Raw genomic sequence first — 23,496 nt, forward strand, 5'->3', positions numbered from 1 at the left:
GTTTTCTTGCGTACGCTTTCCAATAGCGGTCTGATCTGTTCGAACTGTTCACGACTTACGTCGCTTGGATAATGGCTTCTTCGCATGCGGCAATTATCTCAGGACGAAAAGATCGTGAACAGGCTCTGAGAGGCGAGCCACGAAAAGCTGTGTATCTGTCAGGGGTTCTGTGCTTATTGCAGCCAGGCGAAGTTGGCGCACAATTCCAGCCAGAGCGCTTGCCAGTTGACTGGTTTCATCGGGATCTCCGTTGCTTGATTGTCCACAGTATCGCTCAGCGATTTTTATTTGTGAAATTGATTGTTTTTCGTTTTTGCTTAGCCAATTGCTATGGGTGTGGCGCTCAAGAATGGAGCAGGGAGGCTGGGAGAGGAAAATACCGCCCCGTAGCGCATTGCTTGCGGGGCGGAATGAGGATCAATCCCAGGGCACTTCCGCTGTGTTTTCATCTACGGCGGCGGGGGGGTTGTTCGTCACAGGAGCGGCTGTCGGGCTGGATGCTTCTTCCAATCCGCCCAGCGCGGCGACCAAAGCGTCCACCAGCTCGCCCAATTCTTCGCTCATCAGGGTGAAGGTGGCTTCGAACAGGCTTTCTCTATCATCGCCCGCCTGGCTGGCTTCATCCTGCAGCAGGTCCAGGAACTGCAGCCGCTTCAGCTGCAGCATATCGGTCAGTTGGAAGCGGATCTTTTCCTGCCAGATCAGGCCAACCCGGGTCACTTGCTTGCCGGTGGCGATGTGTTGGCGAATCTCGTCCGCGGTCAGATCGATGCGCGCGCAACGCACCACCGCGCCGTTCTCTCCGCTGTCTTTTAATTCGCAATCGGAATCCAGCTCAAAGCCGGCCGGCGCTTCACCGGCCGCCAGCCAGTCCGTCATCGCGGTATGTGGCGCGATCTTGGTGCGCGGTAGCGCGGCGGGGAAGGGGGGCAAGGCTTCGCGCAGCTTGGAGACCAGCGCCTCCGCCTTGCTGGCGGCGGCCGAATCCACCATCAGCCAGCCGCGGCGAGTGTCCAGATAGGCGCTCATCCGGCTGCTGCGCACAAAGGCGCGCGGCAGCAGGTCGTCGGTGATCTGCTCTTTCAGCGCCAGCTTTTCCTTGCGGCCCACCTTGCGCAGTTCTTTGTCTTCGATCTCGGCGACTTTCAGCTCGACGAAATCGCGGATCACCGATGAGGGCAGCACTTTGTCCTCGCGGCGCAGCGACACCATCTGGCAGCCGCGCACTGCGTAAACCGGCGCGTCCAGATGGCCGGCGGCGGGCACCCAGCCCTCGCTGAACCAGTCCAGACCCATGCAGTGTTGGAATGGACGCTTTTCCAGCGCGGCGGAAAGCTGCTCGTTGTTGGGGGCGTCGTCTTGATTCAAACGGTAAAAAGATAGTTGCCTAAACCACATATTTGTTCCATAATGCGCGTCCTCTGATGCCACAGATTGTACCGCAGCCAAGACGGCAGCGGGGCGGTTTTCAGACAAGCTTTTAGATGGTCGTCGGAGTGTAGCTTAGCCTGGTAGAGCGCTACGTTCGGGACGTAGAGGCCGGAGGTTCGAATCCTCTCACTCCGACCAGTCAAATAGAAAAAGCTTGTCAGAAAACATCGGATGTAGTAAATTTCTGCTCCTCGGCGCTCTGCGCCGGAGGCAGTAAACGGAGTGTAGCTTAGCCTGGTAGAGCGCTACGTTCGGGACGTAGAGGCCGGAGGTTCGAATCCTCTCACTCCGACCAGATTCAAAACCCTGAATTCAAATCATTGAATTCAGGGTTTTTGCATTGGAGCGCGGATAAGTTAAATCGGATATTTGGAAATGACCGCCACCTCTTTTCAAATCGACGGAAACTGTTTATTATTACGCGCTCTGCTTCAGGGCGGAGTGATGTGCCGGTATAGCTCAGTTGGTAGAGCAGCGCATTCGTAATGCGAAGGTCGGGGGTTCGACTCCTCTTACCGGCACCACAAACAATATATAAATCAGGACGTTACGTGTGGTTTGGCGTAAATCTGGCGTAATGACCTGTTTTTGTACCTAGAAATGCCCGGCCTGCGTCGGGCTTTTTCTAATTTGTTTTTAATGTCTTTGTCATTTTGTGGGCTGCCCAGTATGAGCATAGTGACTTTCGAGAGAGAAACGGATGAAACCGTCAGATGCTACATCGATGGCGTGTCACGTGATTTTTTGTTGTCGTTTAAAAGTCATGACGAGATGGTGAGGCTTTTGCCCGATATAAGGGAGTTAGTTTGGGCGGTTGAACAGGCTCTAGAAAAGAAATGAGCTAGGACTCTACCGCCCAAAGGTTAGTAAAGCGGAAGGCTGTTATTGTCTGCCGTTCATAATTATCTTTTGGCAGGCACTGAGCTGCCGGACTGCGTCGTCAGCTTCGGCAGCGAGTCTGAGAGCATCGTCTCCATGCGCTGCAAGAAAGTCGGTTGGCGCGGACGCATCACGTCGGCCGGCGCCGGTGGCAGCGTCGGGCAGATTGCCGCCGGCGGCGCGCTGGTCGCGCAGCCGGAGCTGAGCGCGCAGACGAGCAACAGCCCCTTGAAGTTCCACTTTCCCATTTTCCAATCCCTCCTGATAGGCCGCTGCGGCTGATGCGTCGCTCTTGGCCGTGCTCTGTTCCTTTGCCCTGGCTGCTTTCTCCGCAACAACTACCGTTTCAGCAGCCTCGGCGCGCTGGGCCGCGGCATCACGCTCAGCCAGTGCCGACCGGTAATGCCAGCCGGCGAAAAGTAAAACGGCGGCCAATAACAAGGCCGCCGCAGCTTTGATCCAATTCATGAATAAGCACCTCCCTTAAAGGTCTGTCCTGATCCACAGCCACGCGCCGGGCGGCCGGTTGCTCTTTGGCATGAGCATCAGGTCAAGGTGATAGCCGCTGTAACCGCCGGTCAGCGTCAGGGCAGGGCGTGCGATGGTGCGGCCCTCGTACTGCAATCCCACTATCTGAGGGCTGGCACCAACATGCCACCGGCCGGCTGTCTGCCAGCGCGGGCCGAATGCGACAACATGCTCAACCGAGCCGTTCAGCCGGTGCTGCATGTATGCCGCGCCCAGTTCCGGCCCATCTTGCAGCCGTATGTTGAGCGCCACGCCGGCGCCAGGGTCTGCCAGGCTTCCGCCTTGCTGCCACCTTGTGGTGGCCGCGATCAGGCTCGGGGTGATTTCGACAGCATGCGCAGATGCTGCAAATACGATCGGCAATAGAAAAGCCAGAGGCTTCATGAGAGTCTCCTATCAAAGGGTGCTGCTGTTGGGAAAAACGAAGAGATCAGACCCGAACGAGCTTCCAGTCGATGCGGGTGATGTTGATCACCCCGCCTGACGTGCCTGCGCCGTTCCATGTGAACTTGATGTACATCCGGTTATCGATTGGGCTGTTCGCTGCGCCGGCGAGCAGGCCGTCACCGTGAACAACTTCGACCGATGTGTAACCCATGGCACCGCCGGACTGGGTGTTGCCGCCTGCGATGGTGGCAGAGGCTTGGAACATGTCGGACGACGAGCTGGACCAGCCGCTGGGCAAGTTCACGCCGGTATCGATAAAGGTGGTCCATGTCCCACTGCTACCGAGCCAGCCAGAATTAACCCATGCAACGCCGCTGGCGCGAACGTCCGGAGCAGATACGATGGTGCGGGCGAAATAGCCCGAGCCGTCGAAGTTGATCTGCACCGCGCCGGGGACATGCATCATTGCAGGACTACGGCTTGGGTCGAGGTTGAAATACTTCTGCCGGTCATTGGAATACATGATCCCGGCAGTCACTTCACCGATGTTGGCCGTGATCGCGGACAACTGACCGACCGCCATGTCACTGGCGGCGACCTGTGACTTTCTCGCCAAGCTTCCCAGTCCGGCCACACGGTTAACATCGAGATTCTGGCCAGCGCCAAAAATGATGTTGCCCGCGGTGTCCTTGATCGTCAGGTTGCGAGAGTCGATGTGATTGGCCGTGATCGCCCCGGCTTGGACCTTGTCACCGGTGATGCTATTGGCGGCAAGGCGATCGCCGGTCAACGATCCCACGACGATGTGAGTCGCAGTAATCTGGTTCGCTGCGATCTTGTCCGCCGTGACCGCATTGGCTGCCACCTTGTCGGTGGTGATGGCGCCATCGACGATCAGATTGCCGGTGTTGCGTCGACGAATGGACAGATTGCGGCCTCGCCACTCTCCGCAATCCGCGCCAAAACCGTTGCGCTGCCACCAGACGCGAGCGTAACGCGCCCAGGACGGAGCACGTATTGCTCCATCTATTTTCGTCCAAATAGTCGTTTGTGAAATATAGCCGCAGCCCAGCCAAGTCTGCTGATTTGGAGCCACCGGATCATCGACAAAATACAGGCCAAGAGTCGTACCACTTGTGCCGCCCGCGATCCACTTGGCTTCGAATGAGCTAAGAAATTCATCGCCGCCTTGCACAGGGAAAAACGTGCCGTATACGCTGTCACGCGCGCCAGCGGGTACGCTCAAATAGGGCAAATTTCCTTCCAGGCCAGCCGTCGCTGCCGACCAGCCGTCGCTGCCATTCTTACCATCAGGATTGCCGACTAGATTACCGAACTCGCCCACCATTACCTGTGATGCGGTAATGATGAATGCTGATGTACTGCCGTCGTTGAAGGCCTGTAACCCGGAAACCTTTCTGTTGCCATTAGCATCAGCCGCTTCCAGCACAACCCCCCACTTGCTGGCCACTTTGCCGTCTAGCGTGGCCTGCGCCTGCTGGACTTGGGTGACGCTCGCCTCGGCTGTTCCCACGCGCGCGGCAAGTGTGGTGACATCCTGAGCATTGGCCTTGCCCGCTACGGTTGACTCAACCGTGCTGATCCGCGAAATCGCGGCATTGGCGCTGAACAGCGCCGCACCGGATAGCAGTTCTGACAGGGTGGGCTCATTGCCGTCGCAAACTTCGAAACGCGGAAGAGCGAAGTACTGTTCGGCACCTTGATCGGCGTAATACTGGTAGGCGCGGTGAGTGCTCACCTTGGATCCGGGAGTGATTCGGTAATCTATGCCAGTCGCGACTTTTGCCCCAGTGATACCGTCGTAGACGCCGGACATACCCAATTGCGGACCAGTGTATGAGCTGGGAAAGATATAACCCACCCACAAATACCAGCGCCCGGCGATAAAGTTGGATTTGTATGTCTGGTAGAAATATGGGTTTCCATTTTCCACACCGCCGATATCGGACACGTTTTGGGTGCCCAAATACATCTGAGCATTCCCCGCCATCGGGCGCATCCAAACGGTCAGCCGGTAGCGTTGAGTCTCGTCTACTGGAATGTTGTTGTAATTCCAGCCGCCATCCTCGTTACCTCCTTTTGCCGTTCCTTTCCACACCGTCAATTTCTCGCCGAACGGGCCGTCAGCGAGAATCAGAGCGTTCTCATTGAGGAAGTTTTCGTTGGGAACGAATTTCCCGACCGGGAATGAAGCCCCTGGTTTCCATGCTGACGTGTCCAGTAGATTGCGGCTGACAGATGCCTGCAAGCGGCTGACATCACTCGCCGACGCTTTACCTGCAATGCTGGTTTCCGCGCTGGCGATCCGTTGCACGGCAGCATCCAGTTCCGACTGCGCTGCTTTGCCTACGATCGCACCGTTAATATCGCCACCAGGTGCAAGTCGCGCGTTCACTTGGTTGATGCTTTGGCCAAGAGCTTTATCAGCATCTGCAAGCGTCGCAAGCTGCTGGTCAGCGGTAGCCTTGTTGCCGGCGACAGTCGACTGCAACGCCGTCAGGTCGCCGGCCGCGGCCTTGTCGTTCAATGCCGCTTCGACCCAGCCCACGCGAGTCAGTGCGCTGTCGACGTTCTTCTGCAGCAGAGAGCCAAGCGCATTGTTACCAAGGCCCATGGGGCTGCCATTCAGCCAGTCAAACTTCAATTCAACGCGAGCTGCAGGATCGGCATAGGCCTGGCCGGCATACATTTCAAAGCCACTGCCTTCACCAACACCGGCCCGGCCGACAAGAAGGTATGCGGATCGAAACTTTAAGGCCGGATTCCCGAAGACGGCTTTGCTGGCGCCGACGCGGTAGAGCGCGTCCGGGAAGCCGCTTTTCAGCCGCCGCGCCCAGGCATCTTCATCCGAATAAACGAAAATAGCGGTCCCGGTTTGCACAGCATTGAGCCAGTTCGCGGCGGCCTGTGCAGAATCGTCAGACTGAAAATCAAACCGAGCGGACGCTACGACGTTACCCGCTTCATTGATCGTTGCCAGCGTGTAGCCCTGGCCGCCGCCCAGTACCTTCGCATCGTCAACCCACAAACCGCTATCACGCTGCGGATCGTTGAATCCGCACGAGCGCAACAGCATGCGCCGGCGTTGGCCGACGGCTGCTTGCAGCTTTTGGACCGTGGTCGCGCTGGCGGACTCATTCGCCTTTACAAGTGCCTGGTTTGCTGTGCTGACAGCGCTGTTTAGCGGGCCTTGAACATCACCAGCCAACTGCGCAAGCTTGACCTGGCCGACCAGCTTTTCAACAGACAGACCAGCTACCTGGGCATCGCTCAGTTGTCCGGTGACCTTCAGCGCGTTGATTGCATCGATCTGCCAGTCCTTCAGCGTCCCGACCACTTTCGAAGCGTCGATGGCTTTAATCATCTCGGCTTCAATCTCGCCTGGCTTGATGCCGCCGGCGACCGATACCGGCGTAACGGCGACCTCGCTAGAGATATTGAGCCCATCCTTGCCGAAGCTGTCGTATGCCGCGGCTTTGACATAGTAGGTGGTGCCGGCGGCAAGTTCAGCGCCAGACCACAGCTTATACAGGGTGGTGAAGAAGTCCGGCCCGTCATAGACCAGGCAGTCGTCAGCAGGCGAAAAGCCCGACGTGGCCGACATCCAGATCCGGATGCCGGTAATGTCGGTGTCGGCGGGCTGATTGCATGAGAAAAATGCGGATTTGAAGCCCGGATTCACCGAGACACCGGTCAGCACCGCAGGCACCGGGTTGGATGCAACCAAGGTTGCCCAGTTGCCAGATGCTCCGGTCTGGCTGGTGGCGCGCACGCGGAATACGAGCTGACGCCATGGCCCGCCATCGGCCTTGCCATCCTCCCAGCTATATTCGAAGCGACGGGCGTCGCCCACCGATGCCGACCTGCGCAGTGTCTGCGGGGTGCCGGCCCACACTTCCACCGTGTAGTTTGCGGCGCCGTCGACTGGGTTCCATTTGATCTTGCAGCTGCGGCCGATGAAGGGTTGCTCCAGTGCCAGGCCGGTGACATCCGCCAACGGCGCGCCGGTGATCTGGTAGGTCACCGGTGTCAACGTGGACAAGTCTTCTACGCCGCCACCGTGAATGTTGAACGACTGGAGCTTGATGTAAACGGTCTTCCCGACTTTGGCCTTGTCGTATGGGAATTTGGCCAGGGCCTGATCAAGGCGCGCGAATTTGCTGCCGGCCGCATGGCTGCTGATGACTGTGCCGTGAGCGCCACGCACCAGATAGCCCAGGTCGTACTGATTCGGCGCGGTCAGCGTCGCGTCGCGATAAGCTAAAAGCTCGCCGTCAACATAGCAGAGGGTCACAAGCTCTTCGGCGTTCTGCTGAGTTGCCGCCAGCAGCGCGCCGCCGGACACGGACAAGTCAACGCGGAGGTTGTTGACGGTGTCGACGCCCGGGCCATTGTCCAGCTTGGAGGCCAGCACGCCATGGCGCGAGCGGCCGACAATACGACCGATGCGCAGATAGGTGGCGTTGTCGTCGGACACCCAAACGTCGCAGCCGCCCCAGTTTTTGCCGCCGGAGGTGGCAATCCAGATCTGCGGCGCGCCGGCCAGCGACAGCGGCGGTTCGAAGATGACTGGCTGACTCACCGGGCCGGCGGGCAGGTTGTAGTTCGACGAATATCCGTCCCCGTTTTGGGTTGGATAGCGTGTAGCGCCAACAGAACCCAGCGGCACTTCCTCGGCGCGCACCATCAGCTCGCCGTCTTCGTCTTCCTCGATCTCGGTAATCCGGACGGGGGTCTTGTCCAGACCAAGCGCCGCATCGGTCAGGGTCACGAGGTCGGTCGGCTCAAGCAGGGCATACTTCCAGCCCAGGCGGAATTCGTAGCTGTTCCGGACGTACAGGCTGCGCTGCAGGATCTGTTGAGCGACCAGACGAGCGACGCCGGCGTCGGCGACTTCATGCAGCTCGACTTCAAGCGTGCGAAGTCCAAACTGCTCGATGCTGGCCTGATCCTTGGCCTCGGCCACTTCCTCGTTGTAGCTGTTGCCGCGGTTGAAGAACTTCACGCGCACCGAGTTATGGGCATCGGAGGCAGCAACACGGGTGCATAGGATCGGGTCTTCGCTGCCGCTGGTCAGGAAGTCGTCATCGGTCAGGTCGTAGACCGGGGTCATGTTCGGGGTGAAGGTGACGCCGTTACCGGTGGCAGCAGAGTCGGAATAGGGCACGACCTTGATCTTGCCCTCGCTGAAGTACACGCCACTGTTGGTCAGACGGAACAGGCGCGCAAGGATCTCGTGCGCGGGCTCTTGCTCGGTGTAGGCCGGCGATATGAACAGTCCGTTGGCGACACAAAAATCGGAGAACGGCTTGAGGTCGCCGAATTTGGACGCAGGTACGCCGGCGCCGTAATAGGGGTTCGTGCTGAAGTCCAGCACAACGTCGCGCGGGTTTGCATCGCGGATATCGTTGGAGAAGCCGAAGCCGCTGTCGATCTCGAACGTCATGTTCGGCAGCGTCGGATCTTCACCCAGCTCAAAGACGCCGGTGCCGACATAGGCCGTGCCGCGGTATGCCAGGGCCTGGTCGGGATGGCGGCTTTGGACATAGCCCATCGGTTGCTGGCTGTAGCTGCCGTTGAACTGGGACAGGTTCCAGTGATCGATGGAGCCGACCTTCTTACCGACCCATGCATTTGTAACGCTGCGCACCGGGCCCTCGCACAGGCCGAGCTGCAGGGCGACTTGGTAGGTATACGAGATCGATTCAACGGTCGTACCGCCGCCGCCACCGCCTTTGCCGCCGGCGCTTTGTGTGCTGCGGCGCTCAATCGATATGAAGTCGCCGTACCAAATCACGTTAGACGCAACGCGCGATTTGCCATAGATCAGGGGTATGGCCCGGCCATAGGCAGAGGTCTGCATGCGCAGGCTTGAAACGACCGGGGCGCTGGTCGAAATCTTGGTGCCGCCCCCTCCAAACATGCCGCCCATACTTATTTCTCCCAAATCGAATAGAAGCCGACCTGTCGGTCTTGTAGGCGCGGGGTGTTCTCCGCGTCGGTCAGCACCACGCCTTCGCCGACGTAGGCGTGCAGGATGGTGGGCCAGTCAATGACGATCGCGCCGTGGCTGATGCAGCGACCGAACTTGTAGACAACGATGTCGCCGGGCTGAGGCGTTTCCACCGGCCTGGCGTATTCCTCAACCCAGCGGAGATATCGCTCCTCACCGCGGTGCAGATGCCAGTCCATCGGGTAGGGACGCGGGTCAATGTCTGGAAGCAGGCCGCAGGCATGAAAGACGCGGATCAGCAGGAAGGCGCAGTCGGCGCCGGCCCCCTTGACGTTGCCCTGGTGGTGGTAGGGTGTGTTTAGCCAGGTCATGGCCTCGGCCACCACGGTGGCGCGCTGTTTTTGCTCGGTTTTGTGCATGGCGATCGGCAATAAAAAAAGCACCCGAAGGTGCTTTATTGAAAAATCTAATCGTGGTTATAGCGGACGCCTAATCATTTGTTGGGCCATTGAGATACATTGATTTCCTCCGACTTCCTGATCATCGGGAATGATGAAGGCTTGCCCGTGCATCTCCCACCCTTCTCTGATATGGGAGTTCACCAAGCGTTCAAGAGTGGCGGCAGCATCTTCTGGGCCAAGGCCGCCACCTAGAACAATTTTCATTTCAACCATGTTCACACCTCTTTGGTTTATGCGGAACGGGTATTAAAGCACGGTCTCCGGCGCCGGAACATACGGATGACCGCGGAAGTTGATCACGTTGTTGAACTTCGCCTGGCAGGTTGCTTTGGTCTTGTCGCAGCCGGGATAGATCGTGAAGCTGTCGCCCGGGTTGCACTGCATGACCAGCGGGGCGGACAGCGTCACAACGCCGGGGCTGTAGTCTTTCACCGACCGGATCACGCCGGCATTCGGGCCGCTGTTGAAGCGGATGGTTCCCAGCGAGAAATAGCCGGCGGCCTGTGTCAGCGAGCAGTTGATCCGGTTGACGGTGCTGCCACCGTTCACGGTGCTGTTGATGGCAAATGCCTCTTTCGAGATGCCGCAACCGCCCTGGTGCAGGGTATGTAGGCAGCCAGGCTGGTAGAGGTTGCGCGGCATCTGGGTGTCCAGCAGCTCCAGTTCGGATTTCACCGTCAAGCGCAGTTCCGTGCGACTCGGCTTCACGTCGGCGATGCGCCCCTCGAAAAGGAGGATGCTGCCGGCGCTGGTATCGGTCCAGTCGGTCGCAAACACGCGCTCCAGGCGCACGGCCGCAGCATCAAGCGCGCCGACGCGCGCGGCGTGGAGCCAGGGCACGCCGTTGATCGTGTGTGTGCTGTCCGCGTACAGGGTCAGATCGAGCGTGTCCACTTCCAGGCCCAGAGTCAGCCGCGTGCGGCCGCGCTTGAAGAGCGGCCCTTTGCTCGAAAACGACTGCCCATTGACGGCAAGGTCAACGTCGGCGCTCGTGTATCGGACAATGGCACCGCCGACCAGCGTGAAGGTGTACAGATCGGCCATGAAAAAGGCCCTGCCGGAGTTCAGCAGGGCCTGCAGGGCAGGGCTTGCATTGCGCATGTTTCAGACCTTATTTCCAGTCGCCCCAACGAGCTCGCACTTCTTGAACTCCCAGAGCTGTTGCATGAATTTGGAGAAATCGGCGAAGTCGTCTTTGAAGCGGCAGCGGTAGTAGAAGCTCCCCGTCCACGTCACATCTTGGCCAGGCCCTGGCGCCGGGTTGAAGGCGAGGATTCCGGTAGGCGTGACGGTGTAGTCCCGGCCCTGGACCTTAACCGCGCCACCGACCTTGACCTCGGTTATTGTGTTGACATTCTCGACAGGCTCGATGAAGCCGCCGCACGGGCGAAGCAGTTGGAACAGGTTGCGATTGCCGTCGCCGGCGGCGATCCGGTAGTCCGTCACCTGGCAGTCGTCAGGGTCCGTGAACAGGAACGAGTCCCACGCGCCGCGCCGCGCCAGGAAGAAGCCCAGCAGCTGCTGGAATTCGTCAGCGCGCAGGAACTCGAACGACAGCCGGATCGTGTACGTGGGGTAGGCGGTCAAGGACGCTCGCAGCTCTCTACCGCTGGCGGCGCGCTGAATGCGCGTCGTGAACTGCGGAGCCTTGACCACCCCCCAGGCCAAGCCGGGGAAGGTTGGGAAGATGGCGTTCGACATCAGCGCGCCCCATGCTGGTACAGCTCGATATAAGCCTTGGAGAGACTGAACAGCAGCTTGGCGGTGTTCTCTTGGTGAAAGGCATTAATCGTTTCAGCGGCTTCTGCCATGCCATCAGGCACCGGGACGGGTAATGTTTGCGCAAGAGCGTGGTAGTCGGCCTTCAAGCGGCGTACAACAAAGCCGAAAAGATCCTGGTCGCCGCCGCCCTCAAGGATCACCTCACGCAGCAAACGCTCAATTCCTGCCCAATCACGGGCAGCATGGCTAGGGAAGGTGATGACGTTGCTCATGGCTTGCTCCTTGCAAAGTTGCGATGTTGTTTTTCCAGCGCCCGCATAATCTTCCGGGCATTGTCGTCGATATCCTGCTGGGTCAGTTTGCCGCTGTGGTCGTTGTAGGTCACCTGGAAAACCGAAGAGGGAGAGGCGGGTTCTTCGCCGCTGCCGGCGCCACCGCCACGGCCTGCCAGCCCACGAATTACAGCCGCCTCACCGCGCGGCAGCACCATTTCCTCTTCGTGCAGTTGGGTCATCGGGTTGACGCCTCGCGGAATGCTGTAGCCTCCGCGTGCGGATTTGACCCTGCTTGCGATTCCAGATACGGCTGCAAAGGCCGCCGCACCAGCGCCAACAGCAAGGACTGGTCCGACATAGGGGATTCCGACGATTGCCTTGAATGCTGAGGCCATGGCCTCCCAGGCGCTGAGCATGATGGACTTCACCGCTTCCATTGCCTTGAGTCCCAGGCGCGCGAGCGTGCCGGTTGCCGTCGCCCCAGTTCGAGCCGCCTCGCCCGCGGCGACTGCGCCGGTTTTGACGGTTTCCCCCGTTGCGGTGGCGGCGGCGTCCGCCTTGATCAGGCCCAGTTTGATCGCCAGCTTCTTGGTAAGCCATCCCTGCTCGATGGCGAACAAGGCTGCATGATGAGCGCTTTCTTGGGCTATTTCCCGTGTGTATTTTCCGGCAAGTTCGGCGGCTGGCCTCAACACCAAGTTTTGCACCATGATGCGCCCAATCTCTGCCCAAACACCCTGAATTGCTTGCTTGAACGACAGGGTGCCTTGCAGCATCCGTTGAAGTCCGTCCTCGTACATGCTGCTCGTGTCGTCCTCCGCACCCTGCCAGCGGTCGTATCCCGGTTTTGCGGATGCGCCCCTGATCTCCGCAAGCCTGGCCTGGTGCTGGATTTCGGCCTGCTCCCGCTCCTGTTGCAAGCGGTAAACCTCAGCGATGTTGTGGTCTGGGTCGCGCTCCAGCGCCGCGATGCGCTGATCAAGGAAGGACTGCTTGATCTCTAGTCGGCGCTGCTCGAAGGCTATAAGTGTGGCCTCCTGCTCGTCAGCGGATAGTCCAAGCATTTCGGCTTCGCGCTGGTAGGCGGCTTCATCGATCTGCAAGGCCGTGTCTTGCGCTTGCCGGCGCGCGTCCATTTGCGCCTGCTCCAGCTCCTTCGCGTTGCGGTCGCCCTCGCGCTGTATTGCCAGCAGCGCATGGGTGTGTTGCCGCACGACCTGTTCGCGCTCTTTGCTGTTTGCCTTGGTCAGCGCCAGCTTCTGCTGCCAGAAATCGGCCTCTGCTTGGGCGGAAAGCTTATTCCCGGCCATCTCAGCATCAAGGCGTTTCGAGTCGAGCTCGTTGTTCCATTCGCTGAGGCGCGACTCCTCTTTCGGCTTGCGCTTTTTCTTCTCCTTCTCGTCGAGCAGCTTCGGCGGCTTTGTGGGTGTTGTTTTGGGTTTGGCTGCCTCTGCTGGGGGGATTCGCCCCTCATTGCTGTAGCTGGCTGTGGGCGCAAAAATACGTTGTATCCGCTGGTCGCGTTGCTTCTGTATTTGATTCAGCTCCGTGCCAGAAGTCATCATTCCGCTGTTTTTCCAAACATCGGCGACAGATTTCTGAGCATCTTTGGCCTGCTTTGCGATGTTGGCGGTGCGGTTTGCCACTATGCTCTGAATTTGCTTAAGTCCGCTGTCCCACGCGGTTGCTGCTCCGGAGAAATCCCCTCGCAGCACTGCGCCAGCTACATTGCCCAGAATGCGGAACCACCCAACCAGCACCTCAATATGACCCGAGATAAATTCTCTAGCTGTCTTCACTGCGAGAGTGATGCTCTCCCACGCCGTCACGATGACGGCCCGGACGTCGCGCACCGCGCCGGCAAGCGAGGCCCATGCCGTTTGCACGAAATAGGATGCCTCGGTAATGATGGTGGCCATGGTTTGAGTGACGACAGATACGCCATCAACATCTTTCGCGACTGCATCTGTGGCTTTGCCTATGTCGCCCGCAATTCGATTGGCTGCATCGGATACAGCATCAAGGGCCTCGCGGGTGTTGCTGGCGATCTCTCGCATGGCATCAGCAATACCGTGTGCCCAGCGGTTGATGGTGCCGTTTTTCTCCAGTCGATCGAACTCGGTATTTAGCCCGGAGATAGCTTCTTTGAACGGATCTAACCCGCCAGCACGACGTAGCTCATCTGCTGCTCCCTTTGCGTTGTCGGCCAGGTTAGATATCTGTCCGGCCAGACTCTTCATCTGGGCTTCCGCTGCGCCCGCAGAAGAACGCCCCATTTCGTCGATCAGCGCCTTCAGCACATCACGACCGAGCCGGCCTTTTGAGGAGAGCTCTTGGACTTCCGCGGTGGTCTTGCCGAGCACCTTTGACAGCATGTCCCAGACTGGGACGCCGGCTTCCAGTAGCTGCATTGCTTCTTCACCTTGCAGCTTGCTCTTGGTCCAGGCCTGACCCAGCGCTAGCGAGATGCGCTGCAGCGTTTCGAACCCGCCGCCAGTCTGAGCCGCGCGGTCGGCGATCGACTTCATCGCGCCACCCATGGGGTCAATGCCCATGTTCTTCAGCAACATGAACGACTGGGTGACTTGATCGACCTCGAAAGGAGTGTCCTTAGCAAACTGTTTGATCCACGCGAAGGCCTCTTGCCCCTTGGTGGCACTGCCCATCACCGAGTTGAGCCGGATTTCTAATTGTTCGAATGACGACATCACATCAATTGCTTGTTTGCCGAGTGCACTGAGAGCAAGCCCGCCCAGCACGCTCTTGAGCCCGGTCATCATGCTGCTGAAGCCGTCGAATTGGCGCTTGATATCAGTCATCGAAGCGGCAATGACGCGAGTGGTGCGGCTCATCCCGGCTTCGAGATCACTGGTTCTTGCGCCGACTTTTACTTCGATATCGTTGCTCATCTAGACCACCAAAAGAGAAAGGCCGCTGGTTAAGCGGCCTGAAAGAGGGATTGCTCGGCTGCGCGGCGCCGGGTGAGGCCGGGCAGCTCCTTGCCGCCGGCTTTGTTCCACCGCGGGAACTGAACGGCCGCGCCGGCGTAGTCGCCCGCGTTGAGCAATCGCAGCAGCGTAGAGCCTTGCAGCGCGCCCAGACCAAGATTGAAGCTGAAGCAGACCAGCGCATCGAACTGGTTCTGGTTCAGCGGCACCTTGACCAGCCGCGCGACACCGGCTTCAAATCGCTCCAAGTCGCGCGCCAGCAGCGCGTCGGCCTGCGCCTGGGTGATGACTTGTCCAGGCGTAACGTCAGGACCGGTGTGGCCGTAGCCTATGGTCCAGACGCCTACCGAGTCCTGGTAGGCCTTGAGACGCAGGCCTTCAAAGCCCTGGATCAACTTGATTCCGCCGTTACTGGCCTTCATGGCTTCTGCTCCAATTGGTTGACCCGGGTCTTCAGCCACGCTTCCAGGAACTGGGCGCCAAGGATGCCCAGCGCGCTGCCCACGCCAATGAGGGCAGGCAGAGGAATGGTAGGAAATTGCGCCAGCACGACGCCGGCAACGGTGGACGTCGCGCCGCCCAGGATGGCCCGGCCCAGCGCCAGGCGGCCGGTGATCTTTTCCGAGCTCACGAGCAGCTTGCCCAGGCCAATTACGGCACCGATTACGACCAAGTACAGAACACCTTTCTCGTGCTCCTGCATGATGGTTCCTTGAATAGAAAAACCCGCCGGGCGGCGGGTTTGGGTGGATAAAAGAGGTGATTCAGTGCATCGTTCGGACATTCTCAGCAAGTTTGGCCAGCCCCTTGGGCGTCACCAGTACCTGCTCTACAACTTTTTCACTGCCATCGCTGCGGCTGACGGTGGTGACTTTGTGCTCCAGCACTCCGGCCTGAATTTTGTCTTGGTAGGCGGTCCATGATGCGCTACCGGGGCGCTTGTAAATCCAGCGGTGCTGATTGAGGTAGGTGAACAAGTCCTTCGGCCGCAGTTGCAAGGCCTTGGCAGCATTGGTGATGCATGATGCGCCTTCGGCTTCCGAGATGCGCTCCAGGGCTTGGACCTTGGGTGCCATAGACTCCACCTTGCTTTCCAGTGATAAAACCTTCTCACTGTAGGTCAGCAGCAGGCCGCGCATTGCTGCCGGGTCATTCAGCACCTGGATAGGGTCGGGCTGCTGCGCTTTCTGCTCTAACTCCATCCAGCGCTTGATGATGCGGTTGCGCAGCACTACGTTGTAGCCGGCGACCAGGGTCATCGACAGTTCTTTGTCGAGATTGAAGCACGGCAAGGCGCGGCCAGTACTGTCTTGGTAGCTGCCCCCAAATTTGGGGTCAGTGATTTTCAGGTCGCTGAGCATGTTGCGGATGTCGCGCATAACATGGTCGTGGCGCTTATCGCACAGATCCGCGATCTCCCGGCTGCTCATGGTCATCGGCTGGCCGGCGCTCATTGTCATCAGTTCCATGTCACACCCCCAGCACGATGGATTCGGTTTCCTCGCGGAAGAGGTCGGCCTCGTTGTGCAAGTCGCCGGCAATGGTTTTACCGAGCGATGCCAGTTTGGTAATGGCGTCGTCCTGCGACAGCCTGGCAATAGCGGCAAGGATTCCGGCGAGGCTGTCCGCGTGGATCATGGTGATACCGGCCGCGTCCATGCTACGGGACGCCATAGTCTTGATTTGACTTTGTTGGTTTTTTGCGCTAGCTTCCATAGCGAAATCTCCTTGAATTGCGTTCAGGATTTTCGATACCGAGGCCTCAACAGTTCCAGCTGTTGGGGCTTCACTCATTTCTGGGGTGGTCTTAGGCTGCCTCGTCAACTTGCTCCTCCTCGCGTTTACGACTCTCCTCAAGCCGCGCAACAATCTCACCATTCAAGCTTCGGTAATTGTCGATGGCCTTATGCTTGAGCCAGTTCTTAAGCTCCTCAGGGATTCGTATCGGGGTTGCTGTTATGTTTCGAGCGTTTTTCATGTAGAGCAATCTCCTTTTGATGTCACGGTGACGTGTTTGCATCTTAGAGGCAGGAATAGCCGATGTCAATGTCAACGCAGTCACGGTGACATTATTGCAACAAGTCACAGAGACACTATCATCTACGCATGGAAAAAGAGCCCCAATCGACGGTCGGTCGTGAGTCTGACAAGTTCATGTTGCGCCTACCTGATGGCATGCGGGAGCACATAGCCGAACTTGCTAAGGCTAACGGACGCTCCATGAATGCAGAGATTGTCATTCGGTTAGTAGAGACTTTTAGCTCTGCGCCACGAGTGACGGAAGGTATGGTAAATGAGTTGAATCTCTACAAAACGGTCTTCGAAATTTTCAAGGCTACAAGCCCTGACTTTGATTCTGAGATTGCTGATCGTATGCGGTCTTACATCCAACTGATCCCAGAGACTCAAGTGGAGCCATGGGATGGCGAAGTGTCAACGTCACGTACTCAAGAATTGAAAGAGCTACTTCGGAAGAAGCTACTATGAACAAAGCCGCCCTGGGCGGCTTTGTTCATTGCGGTGTTAAGGTACACCCGCAGTGTTTGCACTTTCTGGCTTCGCGTTTCACTAGCTCGGCGCAGTCTGGGCACTTGACATGGGTTTGCGGGTTTGGCTCACGAGCATCTGCCTTAATATTTGGCAGGACTAGCAAGGCGATTAGCGCAAGTAGCGGGCTAATGACTAACGAAATCAGAAACCACCATAATCGTGATCGGCCACGCCCTTCTGCCACCACAATGACAATGATTGAAAAAATAAGCCAAACTGCCAGAAGTTCCATTGCAATCACCCGATAGTCATTTATGCCGCGATTCTATCCCGACATCCCACCCTGCGGGAACTGTGCAAGCAGGGTGACCAGATCGGGCTGGTCATCGGGCTGGCCGCCGGCCGTGCTCTTGGACTCCGGTTTGATGCCCAGATACGCGGCGACCATCAGGTGCAGAGGCGGGTGATTGCGCCAGTAGGTGTTCATGGCCTCCAGGCGCGGCAGGTCGAACTGCTCTCCGATTGTGTCCCATGGCAGTCCCGTGCAAGCGATGAGGTGAGCATAGAGCTCACCCCAGTTTAGACTTCCCCCTGAGGCTGACCCTCCACTTCCTGCGCCTTTCGTTTCAGCCCGGACACGTCCATGATGGCCTCCATCACCTCTGCCATATTGGCTACGTCCACCAACTCTGCCACCTGGTCGCGGGTGAGGTCGGGGTAATTGCGCTTGAGCGCTGCGGTGGTCGCGTCCAACACGGTAGAAATGCTTTCTTTGCCAATGCCACCGTCAAATTGCTCCAGTCTGTCTTGCAACTGCTCCAAGGCCGCCAGATTCAGCGGTGGAATAACGTAGGCTTTGCCATTCAGCAACACGGAGATGCCTTTAATTTTCACGAGTTCGGTCATTTGGGATTCCTTTGTGGGAAGAGCGCCCGGCCGGCGGCCGGGCTGGTGGGTTTACTCGGACAGGCTATAAGCGACGACACGGCCCATGGGGTCAGCGAAGGCCTCGAAGTCAAACTCGGGCACCAGGAAGTCGTCCTGCTTGGTGGACAGGCTCAGCTTGCCGGCAATGGCAGAGAACAGCGTGATCTTCATGCTGTTGCCCTGGTAGGGCAGGAACAGGTCGGCTGTGAACGCCGGCGCGGAGCCCATGGGCAGGTTCATTACCGTGGACTTGGTTGCATCCGGCGCGCTGGCGGTGTCGACGGTGTATTCGTAGTTGATGAATACCGTCTTGCCGGCGTCGGCCGTCGCAAATGTGTACTGGCCGCCGGCGGTGACCATGTACTGGCCGGCAGTCGGCGCACTGGCGACACGCTTCAGCGGCAAGCCCTTGCTGCCGATGACACCGAAGTCGCGCGTAAAAGTGCCCCCGTTCGGCGGGCTGACGGTGACTTGCGACGGGGATGCTGGGATGGCCTGGCCCGCTGTGTCGTAGTTCGCGGTCACCAGGCCGCCGGTCAGGGTCTGGCCGAAAATGATGCTGTTGAACATGGCGCCGAACAGTTGGGCAAATTTGGCCTTGCCGGTGATCTTGCCTTTGCCGCGGCCGACCGCGACCGGGAACTGGTTTTGTCCGTGCAGCGTTTTGTTTTCGAAGTTGATGTCGACGCTGCCTTCCTGCATCACGCCTACCATGATCGGCGTCGGGTTGGCGATGATATTGCCCAGGGCGTCTTTTTGCGGGGTGGCCCAGAGGATGCCCGAGCCGAATCCAAATTGCGACATTGTGGTGTCTCCATAAACGAGAGAGCCCGGCGCGTGGCCGGGCTGGATTGGTGAAAATGCGGCGCCGTCAGGTCGCCAGGATGCGGAACGGCACGATGGCCACCGCCTGATCGCCGAGGGTGCCCTCGTCGGTTTCGATGTCGCCCTCGATCCAGCAGCGCTCAACAAGGCCGCCGAGGGTCTGGACGCGCTGTACCGGGTTGTCTGGCTTGGTCACGGCCTCGATCGCATCAAGAAGCGGATTCATCACGGTGCCAGGCACACGGTCGCCGTCGGTGCGAGCGTAGACGTAGACATCGATCAAAAACGTCCACTTAGTCGGAACACCGCGTGCTGGATCGCCCGGGGCGGCTATCTGGCGCCCTTGAGCCTGGAAAAGAGCGGGCTGCTGACTCGAATCCACGTCGCTCCAGTGCCGAAGCTTGCGGCTCGTGGTGCGCAGCCCGGGAATGGCTTTCAGCCGCTCAAACAGTTCGGCGTAAATTTGCTCTCGGTTCATCGGCGTTGAATCCCTTTTCGCGTTGCCTCGGACAGCGCGCTGACGATTTCGCCTTCCATTTCCGTCAGCGCAGAGCGTAGGAACGACTTAGCCGGCAGTTCGACCTCCCTGGTGTGGGCCTTTACTGTGGCAATGCGCGGTGCAATGGGTTTTCCCCAGGCCTCCTTGACCACTCGAAGGTGCTCGCGCACGGTCTCTGTGCCATGAAAGCCCAGCTCCCAGCGCCTTCCGTACTCGACATTGGTGCCGACAAAGCCGGCAATCGAAGTAGTCCCCGCGCCGGCGATGCGCCGGTTGATCGAGCGCCGCAGGCGGCCGGTTTGGACGTTGAGCACCTGGCCGGAAAGCTTTTCCGCTTTGACTTTCGCCAGCAGCTTCAGCGTCAGCCGGCCGATTGTGGCCTCGACATTGCGCTGCACCTGCGGGTGGACCTGCCGCAGAAACTCGATGGTCTGCTTATCTCCCACAATCTCGTGGCGGATCATATCGGCACCACCTTCCGATATTGGGTCAGCACCCCGCGCGCCGCGGGCGACAGATCGCCGATGAAGAACGTCACCGTTTCGCCGGCCAGGCTCTTGGACTGGTGGCCGATGCGGTCGCGCTCTTTGAAGCGCAAGGCAACAAGATCGATGCAGGCTTGCTCGATGTCCGGCGGGGTCGTGTCATAGCCGGCCTGGTAGGTGATAAGGACGTTCATGCGGCCGCGGGTGAATCGATTGCCGCCGAGCAGCGCGACCTTGGTCTTGTCGAAGACGAAGCTCGCGGGCTGGCCGTCGATGACCACACTGGAAACCTGGGACACCGGCCATGCGCCCAGCACCATCACGTCGTTTCCGTGGCCGTCGCGTCGTTCGGTGTATTCCTGCTTGGCGAAGCGCCGACCGCACCAGTTTTCGATGAACTCGCTGGCGGAGGTGATCAGCCGCGTCAGCATTGCATCGCTGGCGCTATCGGTTATGTTCAGCCACGCCTTTGCGTTCTCCAGTGTGGTCAGCATGGGCTTACTCCTGCGCCTGCTTGGGTTCGCCCTTGGGCGCGGTGGCGGCCTTGCGGCGGGACTGCTTCTGTTCTTCCTGCTTGGCGTCGAGCGGAGCTTGGGAGCGAACAGGAGGAGCAAAGCCACTTTGCGGCATCAGTTCTTCGGCGCCGACGCCGCTCATGTCGACAACGACGTTGCCGGCAGTGTCGATAATCTTCAGCCCGCGCGTGAAGCCGTGCGGCTCCAGCAGGCCGGCCAGGTTATCGTGCGCTTCGATGAAGCCGTCCTCGTCGGCATTGAACTGCTCGCCGCCCACGCTGACGGAGCTGACGCCCTCCGGGCATTTGAATTTGACCATGTGTGAATCTCCTTGGCGATGGTGCTGCCCGGCATGGCCGGGCAGCAGGGGTTAATCCTTGGCGATGTTGGTGATGATGCCCATCGAGAACGGTGCGTAATGCTGCAGCACGCCGTCGGCGTAGACGCCGTACTCGTAGCGGCGGGTCCGCAGCGGCCATTCAATCTGGTAGTAGTCCTGCCGCATCTTCATCTGGACGATGTTGCCGATGTTGGCCAGCGGGTAGGGCAGGCGCTCGGTGAAGAAAAACACCGTGCCGGCCGGCATGTTCGGATGCACGCGGATGTTGACGCGCTGGCCGGTGATCTTGTTCAGGTAGTCACCGACCACGGTGCCCGCCGAGATGGTCGCCGGATTCGAAGCATCGATCGACAGGCGCAGCAGCGGCGCGCCGCCGTTGGCGATGATCTTCTTGGTGACGCTCAGCAGTTCCTGGGTGCTGACGTAGATCGTCGACGGGCTCAGGCGGTAGCGGCTGTAGAACCAGGCAAACGCCTCCTCGAACTCCGCGATGCCGCCGGCGCCGTCGCTGGTCAGCGGGGTGCCTTGGCCGGCGTTGCCGGTGGGCATCACCTTCACATAGCTGTTGCTGCCGGGCTTGAAGGCTTGCACGAGCAGGCCGTCAAAATCGAGCTGGCTGGTGGAGTTGTCGCTCGCCTGCAGTTCGCTGGCCGGCTGCGCGGTGGCCTGCGGCGCATCTTTCAGCACCACGCTGTTGATGGTGGACAGCGCGACCAACTTCTCCGCGCCGGCCGCGCCCAGATACCAGGCGTAGCCGACAGCGCCGCGCACGGCGGAAACGGTAGCGGTAAGCGAGCCGGTGGTGCCGGATGTGGTGCCGGTGCCCGGTGCCGACTTTTGCGCCGAGCCGCCGCCAAAGGTCTCGACGGTGCCGTCTGCGTTGTTGCGGCTGATCTGGCCGGGCACGCGGCTGAAAGCCGGATCAAACGCCTGGCCGATGGCGCCATTGTTCGGGCCGGAGGCATCCAGCCAGGCCTGAACGCCCAGGGCGACACAAATCACCGAGTAGTTGCCGGCGGGCAAGTTACCGCCGCCGTTGCTGGCGATTACGGTCGGGGTCGGGGTGGTGCCCAGGGCAACCGAGGTGTTGCCACCCAGGATCAGCCGTTCTTCCTCAACCATGGTTGCTTCCAGCGTCTGCGTTACCGCCAGCGCCTTCACATCCTCGAAGTTCTTCGACGAGTAGTTCGCTTCGAAGGTGACGTTGTTTTCCAGTCCGTAGCCGCGATAGGCGGCAAAGTAGTCGGCGGACTGGTGCTGGATCACGCCGCCGCGACGACCTTCAGACACGCCGGCGCGCTGGTTGCCGATGTTGATGCCGCTGACGACCTTCCAGTTCGCCTGAGTGGCGAAGCCGCCGCCAACGCGCGGGATACTGTTGCGCAGCGGGGTCATGATCGGGTAGAGCTTCTTGGACGGGCCTTCCAGGTCGTAGGCCTGCAGGCCCGAGGTGGGGCCGCCCGGCTGGGTGTAGGCCTTGAGGATTTCATCCGGCAGCACCTTCAATTGTGCGGCCTTCATCAGTTCCAGAGTTTCTTCAGTTTGATTCGCGCCCATGGCGTGTTTGCTCCTGTGAGGACATGAAAAAACCCGCCATTGGGCGGGTCGGGTTTAACGCTTTGTTGGTCAGCCGATGCGGCGGCCGGAATGGACCATCTTGATCAGGCTGGCTACCTCGTTCGTGCTGCCGTCGCTGTTCTGCACCTGGGGCGCAGGGGTGTCGTCAGCGCCACCGCCGAGGTCGTCGCCCTTGGTCAGGGCCTTCAAGGTTGCTTTCGCGGGCTCCGGCGTGGCCTCCAGCTCTTTGACGCGCTTGGCGAGCGTGTCGCGCTCGGTGCCAAGCTTGGCCACAAAGTCGGCGGCGATCTCGCCCTCGGCGCAGCCTGCCGCGCCGCAGGCCTTCAGCAGTGCATCGTGGTCGTTGGCCTTTTTGGTGAGCTCACCGAATTGCTCGGCCTTGGCCACCTTGTCGGCCTCGTCGTCGTCCGTATCCTCGGCGCCCAGCTCCTTGAGCAGCTTCATGATCTGGTTCAGGGTGGCCTGGTCGGTGTTGCTGTTGCGCCGGCCGGCCTTGTGAAGGTCATTGGCTTCACCTTCGGCTTTGGTCAGGCCATCCGTCTTGGCTGCCTTGACCGCCGACTGCAGGCTGGCCAGCAACTCGTCGACCTCCTCGGCGGCCATGGCCTTCAGGAGCTCCGCACCCTGTGCCAGCCATTCGCGCATCTGCAGGGGAATCGGGCTGTCGTCCTGCTCGCACTGCTTTTCGTACTCAGCACTGGAGACCAGATAGCCCAGGCTATCGAGCAGGTCAGCAAAGCGGCTGACGCTGTACAGGCCCTTGGCCAGCGGTTCGTTCAGTTCGATGCCGTCCGCTTTGAAGCATGTGATCACCGCATCTGGGTTGGCAGGGCGGTCAACCAGGCTTATTTCGGTAAGGCGCAAGCCGGTGATGGTGGTTTTCTTCAGTTCGTCGCGGTGAGTGACGCGGCCGCCGATGCTGAAGCCCTTGTAAACGTCCGCCTTCACCTTCTTGACCGCCTCGCTATCGACCACGTGCGCGCAGAACTTGGTGACGCCGTCGTCGCCTACTTCCACCTCCAACGCGGTGCCTGCGGCCTTGGGCTGGTGCATCTCTCGCACCGCCCCAAACTTCATGTAATCAGGCAGGGCGGCCTTCATCGCTGCGGCGGTGATGATCTCGCCGTCAGAGTCCACGCTTTCGGTCGAGGCGATGCCCCAGACCTTCAGCGTGCCGTCGTCCATCTCCTCCACTTTCGAGATGTCACCGTACAGGGTTTTCTTGCTCATCT

The 23,496-nt window shown here is 59.5% G+C and carries 25 protein-coding genes, 3 tRNA genes and 1 pseudogene; 4 read left to right on the forward strand and 25 right to left on the reverse strand.

The window, feature by feature from the left end:
* Positions 1-86 (reverse strand): annotated as a pseudogene (locus B0T39_RS24950) (IS5/IS1182 family transposase); the annotation flags it as partial.
* Between the two features lie 331 nt (positions 87-417).
* Positions 418-1,398 (reverse strand): recombination-associated protein RdgC, encoded by a 981-nt coding sequence (locus tag B0T39_RS09215; protein ID WP_081545933.1) that lies wholly within the window; start codon positions 1,396-1,398, stop codon positions 418-420.
* A gap of 94 nt (positions 1,399-1,492) precedes the next feature.
* Here B0T39_RS09215 and B0T39_RS09220 point away from each other — a divergent pair.
* From B0T39_RS09220 to B0T39_RS09230, 3 genes are all read left to right on the forward strand, one after another.
* Positions 1,493-1,569, forward strand: a tRNA-Pro gene (locus B0T39_RS09220).
* A gap of 80 nt (positions 1,570-1,649) precedes the next feature.
* Positions 1,650-1,726 (forward strand) — tRNA-Pro (locus B0T39_RS09225).
* A gap of 153 nt (positions 1,727-1,879) precedes the next feature.
* Positions 1,880-1,955, forward strand: a tRNA-Thr gene (locus B0T39_RS09230).
* Positions 1,956-2,313: 358 nt separating this feature from the next.
* On the opposite strand, the gene B0T39_RS25610 is transcribed toward B0T39_RS09230, so the two are convergent.
* The 14 genes from B0T39_RS25610 to B0T39_RS09295 form a co-directional block, all read right to left on the reverse strand.
* On the reverse strand, positions 2,314-2,778 hold the full coding sequence (locus tag B0T39_RS25610; protein WP_176219528.1) for a hypothetical protein: 465 nt from the start codon (positions 2,776-2,778) through the stop codon (positions 2,314-2,316).
* A gap of 15 nt (positions 2,779-2,793) precedes the next feature.
* On the reverse strand, positions 2,794-3,222 hold the full coding sequence (locus tag B0T39_RS09240) for a hypothetical protein (RefSeq protein WP_081545937.1): 429 nt from the start codon (positions 3,220-3,222) through the stop codon (positions 2,794-2,796).
* Between the two features lie 46 nt (positions 3,223-3,268).
* On the reverse strand, positions 3,269-9,178 hold the full coding sequence (locus tag B0T39_RS09245) for a phage tail protein (RefSeq protein WP_081545939.1): 5,910 nt from the start codon (positions 9,176-9,178) through the stop codon (positions 3,269-3,271).
* Positions 9,179-9,180: 2 nt separating this feature from the next.
* A complete protein-coding gene (locus B0T39_RS09250) occupies positions 9,181-9,618 on the reverse strand; it encodes a C40 family peptidase (protein WP_081545941.1) in 438 nt (145 codons plus the stop codon).
* A gap of 57 nt (positions 9,619-9,675) precedes the next feature.
* Positions 9,676-9,873 (reverse strand): hypothetical protein, encoded by a 198-nt coding sequence (locus tag B0T39_RS24960; RefSeq protein WP_141111154.1) that lies wholly within the window; start codon positions 9,871-9,873, stop codon positions 9,676-9,678.
* A 33-nt stretch (positions 9,874-9,906) separates the two neighbouring features.
* Complete coding sequence (locus B0T39_RS09255; protein ID WP_081545943.1) at positions 9,907-10,761, reverse strand: DUF2163 domain-containing protein; 855 nt, start codon at positions 10,759-10,761, stop codon at positions 9,907-9,909.
* A 3-nt stretch (positions 10,762-10,764) separates the two neighbouring features.
* Complete coding sequence (locus B0T39_RS09260) at positions 10,765-11,361, reverse strand: DUF2460 domain-containing protein (RefSeq protein WP_081545945.1); 597 nt, start codon at positions 11,359-11,361, stop codon at positions 10,765-10,767.
* Entirely contained in the window at positions 11,361-11,654 is a 294-nt protein-coding gene (locus B0T39_RS09265; protein ID WP_081545947.1) for a hypothetical protein, read from the reverse strand. Before B0T39_RS09265 ends, B0T39_RS09260 begins: the two co-directional genes overlap by 1 nt.
* Positions 11,651-14,566, reverse strand: a complete 2,916-nt coding sequence (locus tag B0T39_RS09270) for a tape measure protein (RefSeq protein ID WP_081545949.1) — start codon at positions 14,564-14,566, stop codon at positions 11,651-11,653. Before B0T39_RS09270 ends, B0T39_RS09265 begins: the two co-directional genes overlap by 4 nt.
* A gap of 29 nt (positions 14,567-14,595) precedes the next feature.
* Positions 14,596-15,027, reverse strand: a complete 432-nt coding sequence (locus tag B0T39_RS09275) for a lysozyme (protein WP_081545951.1) — start codon at positions 15,025-15,027, stop codon at positions 14,596-14,598.
* On the reverse strand, positions 15,024-15,308 hold the full coding sequence (locus tag B0T39_RS09280; protein ID WP_048408939.1) for a phage holin family protein: 285 nt from the start codon (positions 15,306-15,308) through the stop codon (positions 15,024-15,026). Before B0T39_RS09280 ends, B0T39_RS09275 begins: the two co-directional genes overlap by 4 nt.
* A 61-nt stretch (positions 15,309-15,369) precedes the next feature.
* Positions 15,370-16,074: a phage antirepressor KilAC domain-containing protein gene (locus B0T39_RS09285; RefSeq protein WP_081545953.1), complete on the reverse strand. Its 705-nt coding sequence runs from the start codon at positions 16,072-16,074 to the stop codon at positions 15,370-15,372.
* Between the two features lies 1 nt (position 16,075).
* Positions 16,076-16,321 carry a hypothetical protein gene (locus B0T39_RS09290; RefSeq protein WP_081545955.1) on the reverse strand — a complete coding sequence of 82 codons (246 nt, stop codon included), beginning with the start codon at positions 16,319-16,321 and terminating at the stop codon, positions 16,076-16,078.
* A 91-nt stretch (positions 16,322-16,412) separates the two neighbouring features.
* The gene (locus B0T39_RS09295; RefSeq protein ID WP_141111155.1) at positions 16,413-16,583 is read right to left on the reverse strand and encodes an Arc family DNA-binding protein; all 171 of its coding nucleotides are present in this window, start codon (positions 16,581-16,583) and stop codon (positions 16,413-16,415) included.
* A 128-nt stretch (positions 16,584-16,711) separates the two neighbouring features.
* Here B0T39_RS09295 and B0T39_RS25815 point away from each other — a divergent pair, with 128 nt between their 5' ends.
* Positions 16,712-17,092, forward strand: coding sequence for an Arc family DNA-binding protein (locus B0T39_RS25815; RefSeq protein WP_081545959.1), 381 nt, complete (start codon positions 16,712-16,714; stop codon positions 17,090-17,092).
* Positions 17,093-17,420: 328 nt separating this feature from the next.
* Here the strand turns inward: B0T39_RS25815 and B0T39_RS25615 are convergent, their stop codons facing one another.
* The 9 genes from B0T39_RS25615 to B0T39_RS09340 all read right to left on the reverse strand — a co-directional run bounded on the left by B0T39_RS25615 (position 17,421) and on the right by B0T39_RS09340 (position 23,494).
* On the reverse strand, positions 17,421-17,582 hold the full coding sequence (locus B0T39_RS25615; protein ID WP_176219529.1) for a hypothetical protein: 162 nt from the start codon (positions 17,580-17,582) through the stop codon (positions 17,421-17,423).
* 92 nt (positions 17,583-17,674) lie between these two features.
* Positions 17,675-18,001: a hypothetical protein gene (locus tag B0T39_RS09305; protein ID WP_081545961.1), complete on the reverse strand. Its 327-nt coding sequence runs from the start codon at positions 17,999-18,001 to the stop codon at positions 17,675-17,677.
* A 51-nt stretch (positions 18,002-18,052) separates the two neighbouring features.
* Entirely contained in the window at positions 18,053-18,826 is a 774-nt protein-coding gene (locus B0T39_RS09310; RefSeq protein ID WP_081545963.1) for a hypothetical protein, read from the reverse strand.
* A gap of 67 nt (positions 18,827-18,893) precedes the next feature.
* Positions 18,894-19,325, reverse strand: coding sequence for a hypothetical protein (locus tag B0T39_RS09315; RefSeq protein WP_081545965.1), 432 nt, complete (start codon positions 19,323-19,325; stop codon positions 18,894-18,896).
* Entirely contained in the window at positions 19,322-19,810 is a 489-nt protein-coding gene (locus B0T39_RS09320; protein ID WP_081545967.1) for a hypothetical protein, read from the reverse strand. Before B0T39_RS09320 ends, B0T39_RS09315 begins: the two co-directional genes overlap by 4 nt.
* The gene (locus B0T39_RS09325; protein ID WP_081545969.1) at positions 19,807-20,325 is read right to left on the reverse strand and encodes a head-tail connector protein; all 519 of its coding nucleotides are present in this window, start codon (positions 20,323-20,325) and stop codon (positions 19,807-19,809) included. The genes B0T39_RS09320 and B0T39_RS09325 overlap by 4 nt, the downstream gene beginning before the upstream one ends.
* Positions 20,326-20,329: 4 nt before the next feature.
* The gene (locus B0T39_RS09330; RefSeq protein WP_081545971.1) at positions 20,330-20,665 is read right to left on the reverse strand and encodes a hypothetical protein; all 336 of its coding nucleotides are present in this window, start codon (positions 20,663-20,665) and stop codon (positions 20,330-20,332) included.
* Positions 20,666-20,716: 51 nt separating this feature from the next.
* Positions 20,717-22,243 (reverse strand): hypothetical protein, encoded by a 1,527-nt coding sequence (locus B0T39_RS09335; RefSeq protein WP_081545973.1) that lies wholly within the window; start codon positions 22,241-22,243, stop codon positions 20,717-20,719.
* Between the two features lie 69 nt (positions 22,244-22,312).
* Positions 22,313-23,494 carry an HK97 family phage prohead protease gene (locus B0T39_RS09340; protein WP_081545975.1) on the reverse strand — a complete coding sequence of 394 codons (1,182 nt, stop codon included), beginning with the start codon at positions 23,492-23,494 and terminating at the stop codon, positions 22,313-22,315.
* Between the last annotated feature and the right edge of the window lie 2 nt (positions 23,495-23,496).

The organism is Chromobacterium haemolyticum, assembly GCF_002081825.1.
In the GTDB taxonomy this organism is placed as follows: domain Bacteria; phylum Pseudomonadota; class Gammaproteobacteria; order Burkholderiales; family Chromobacteriaceae; genus Chromobacterium; species Chromobacterium fluminis.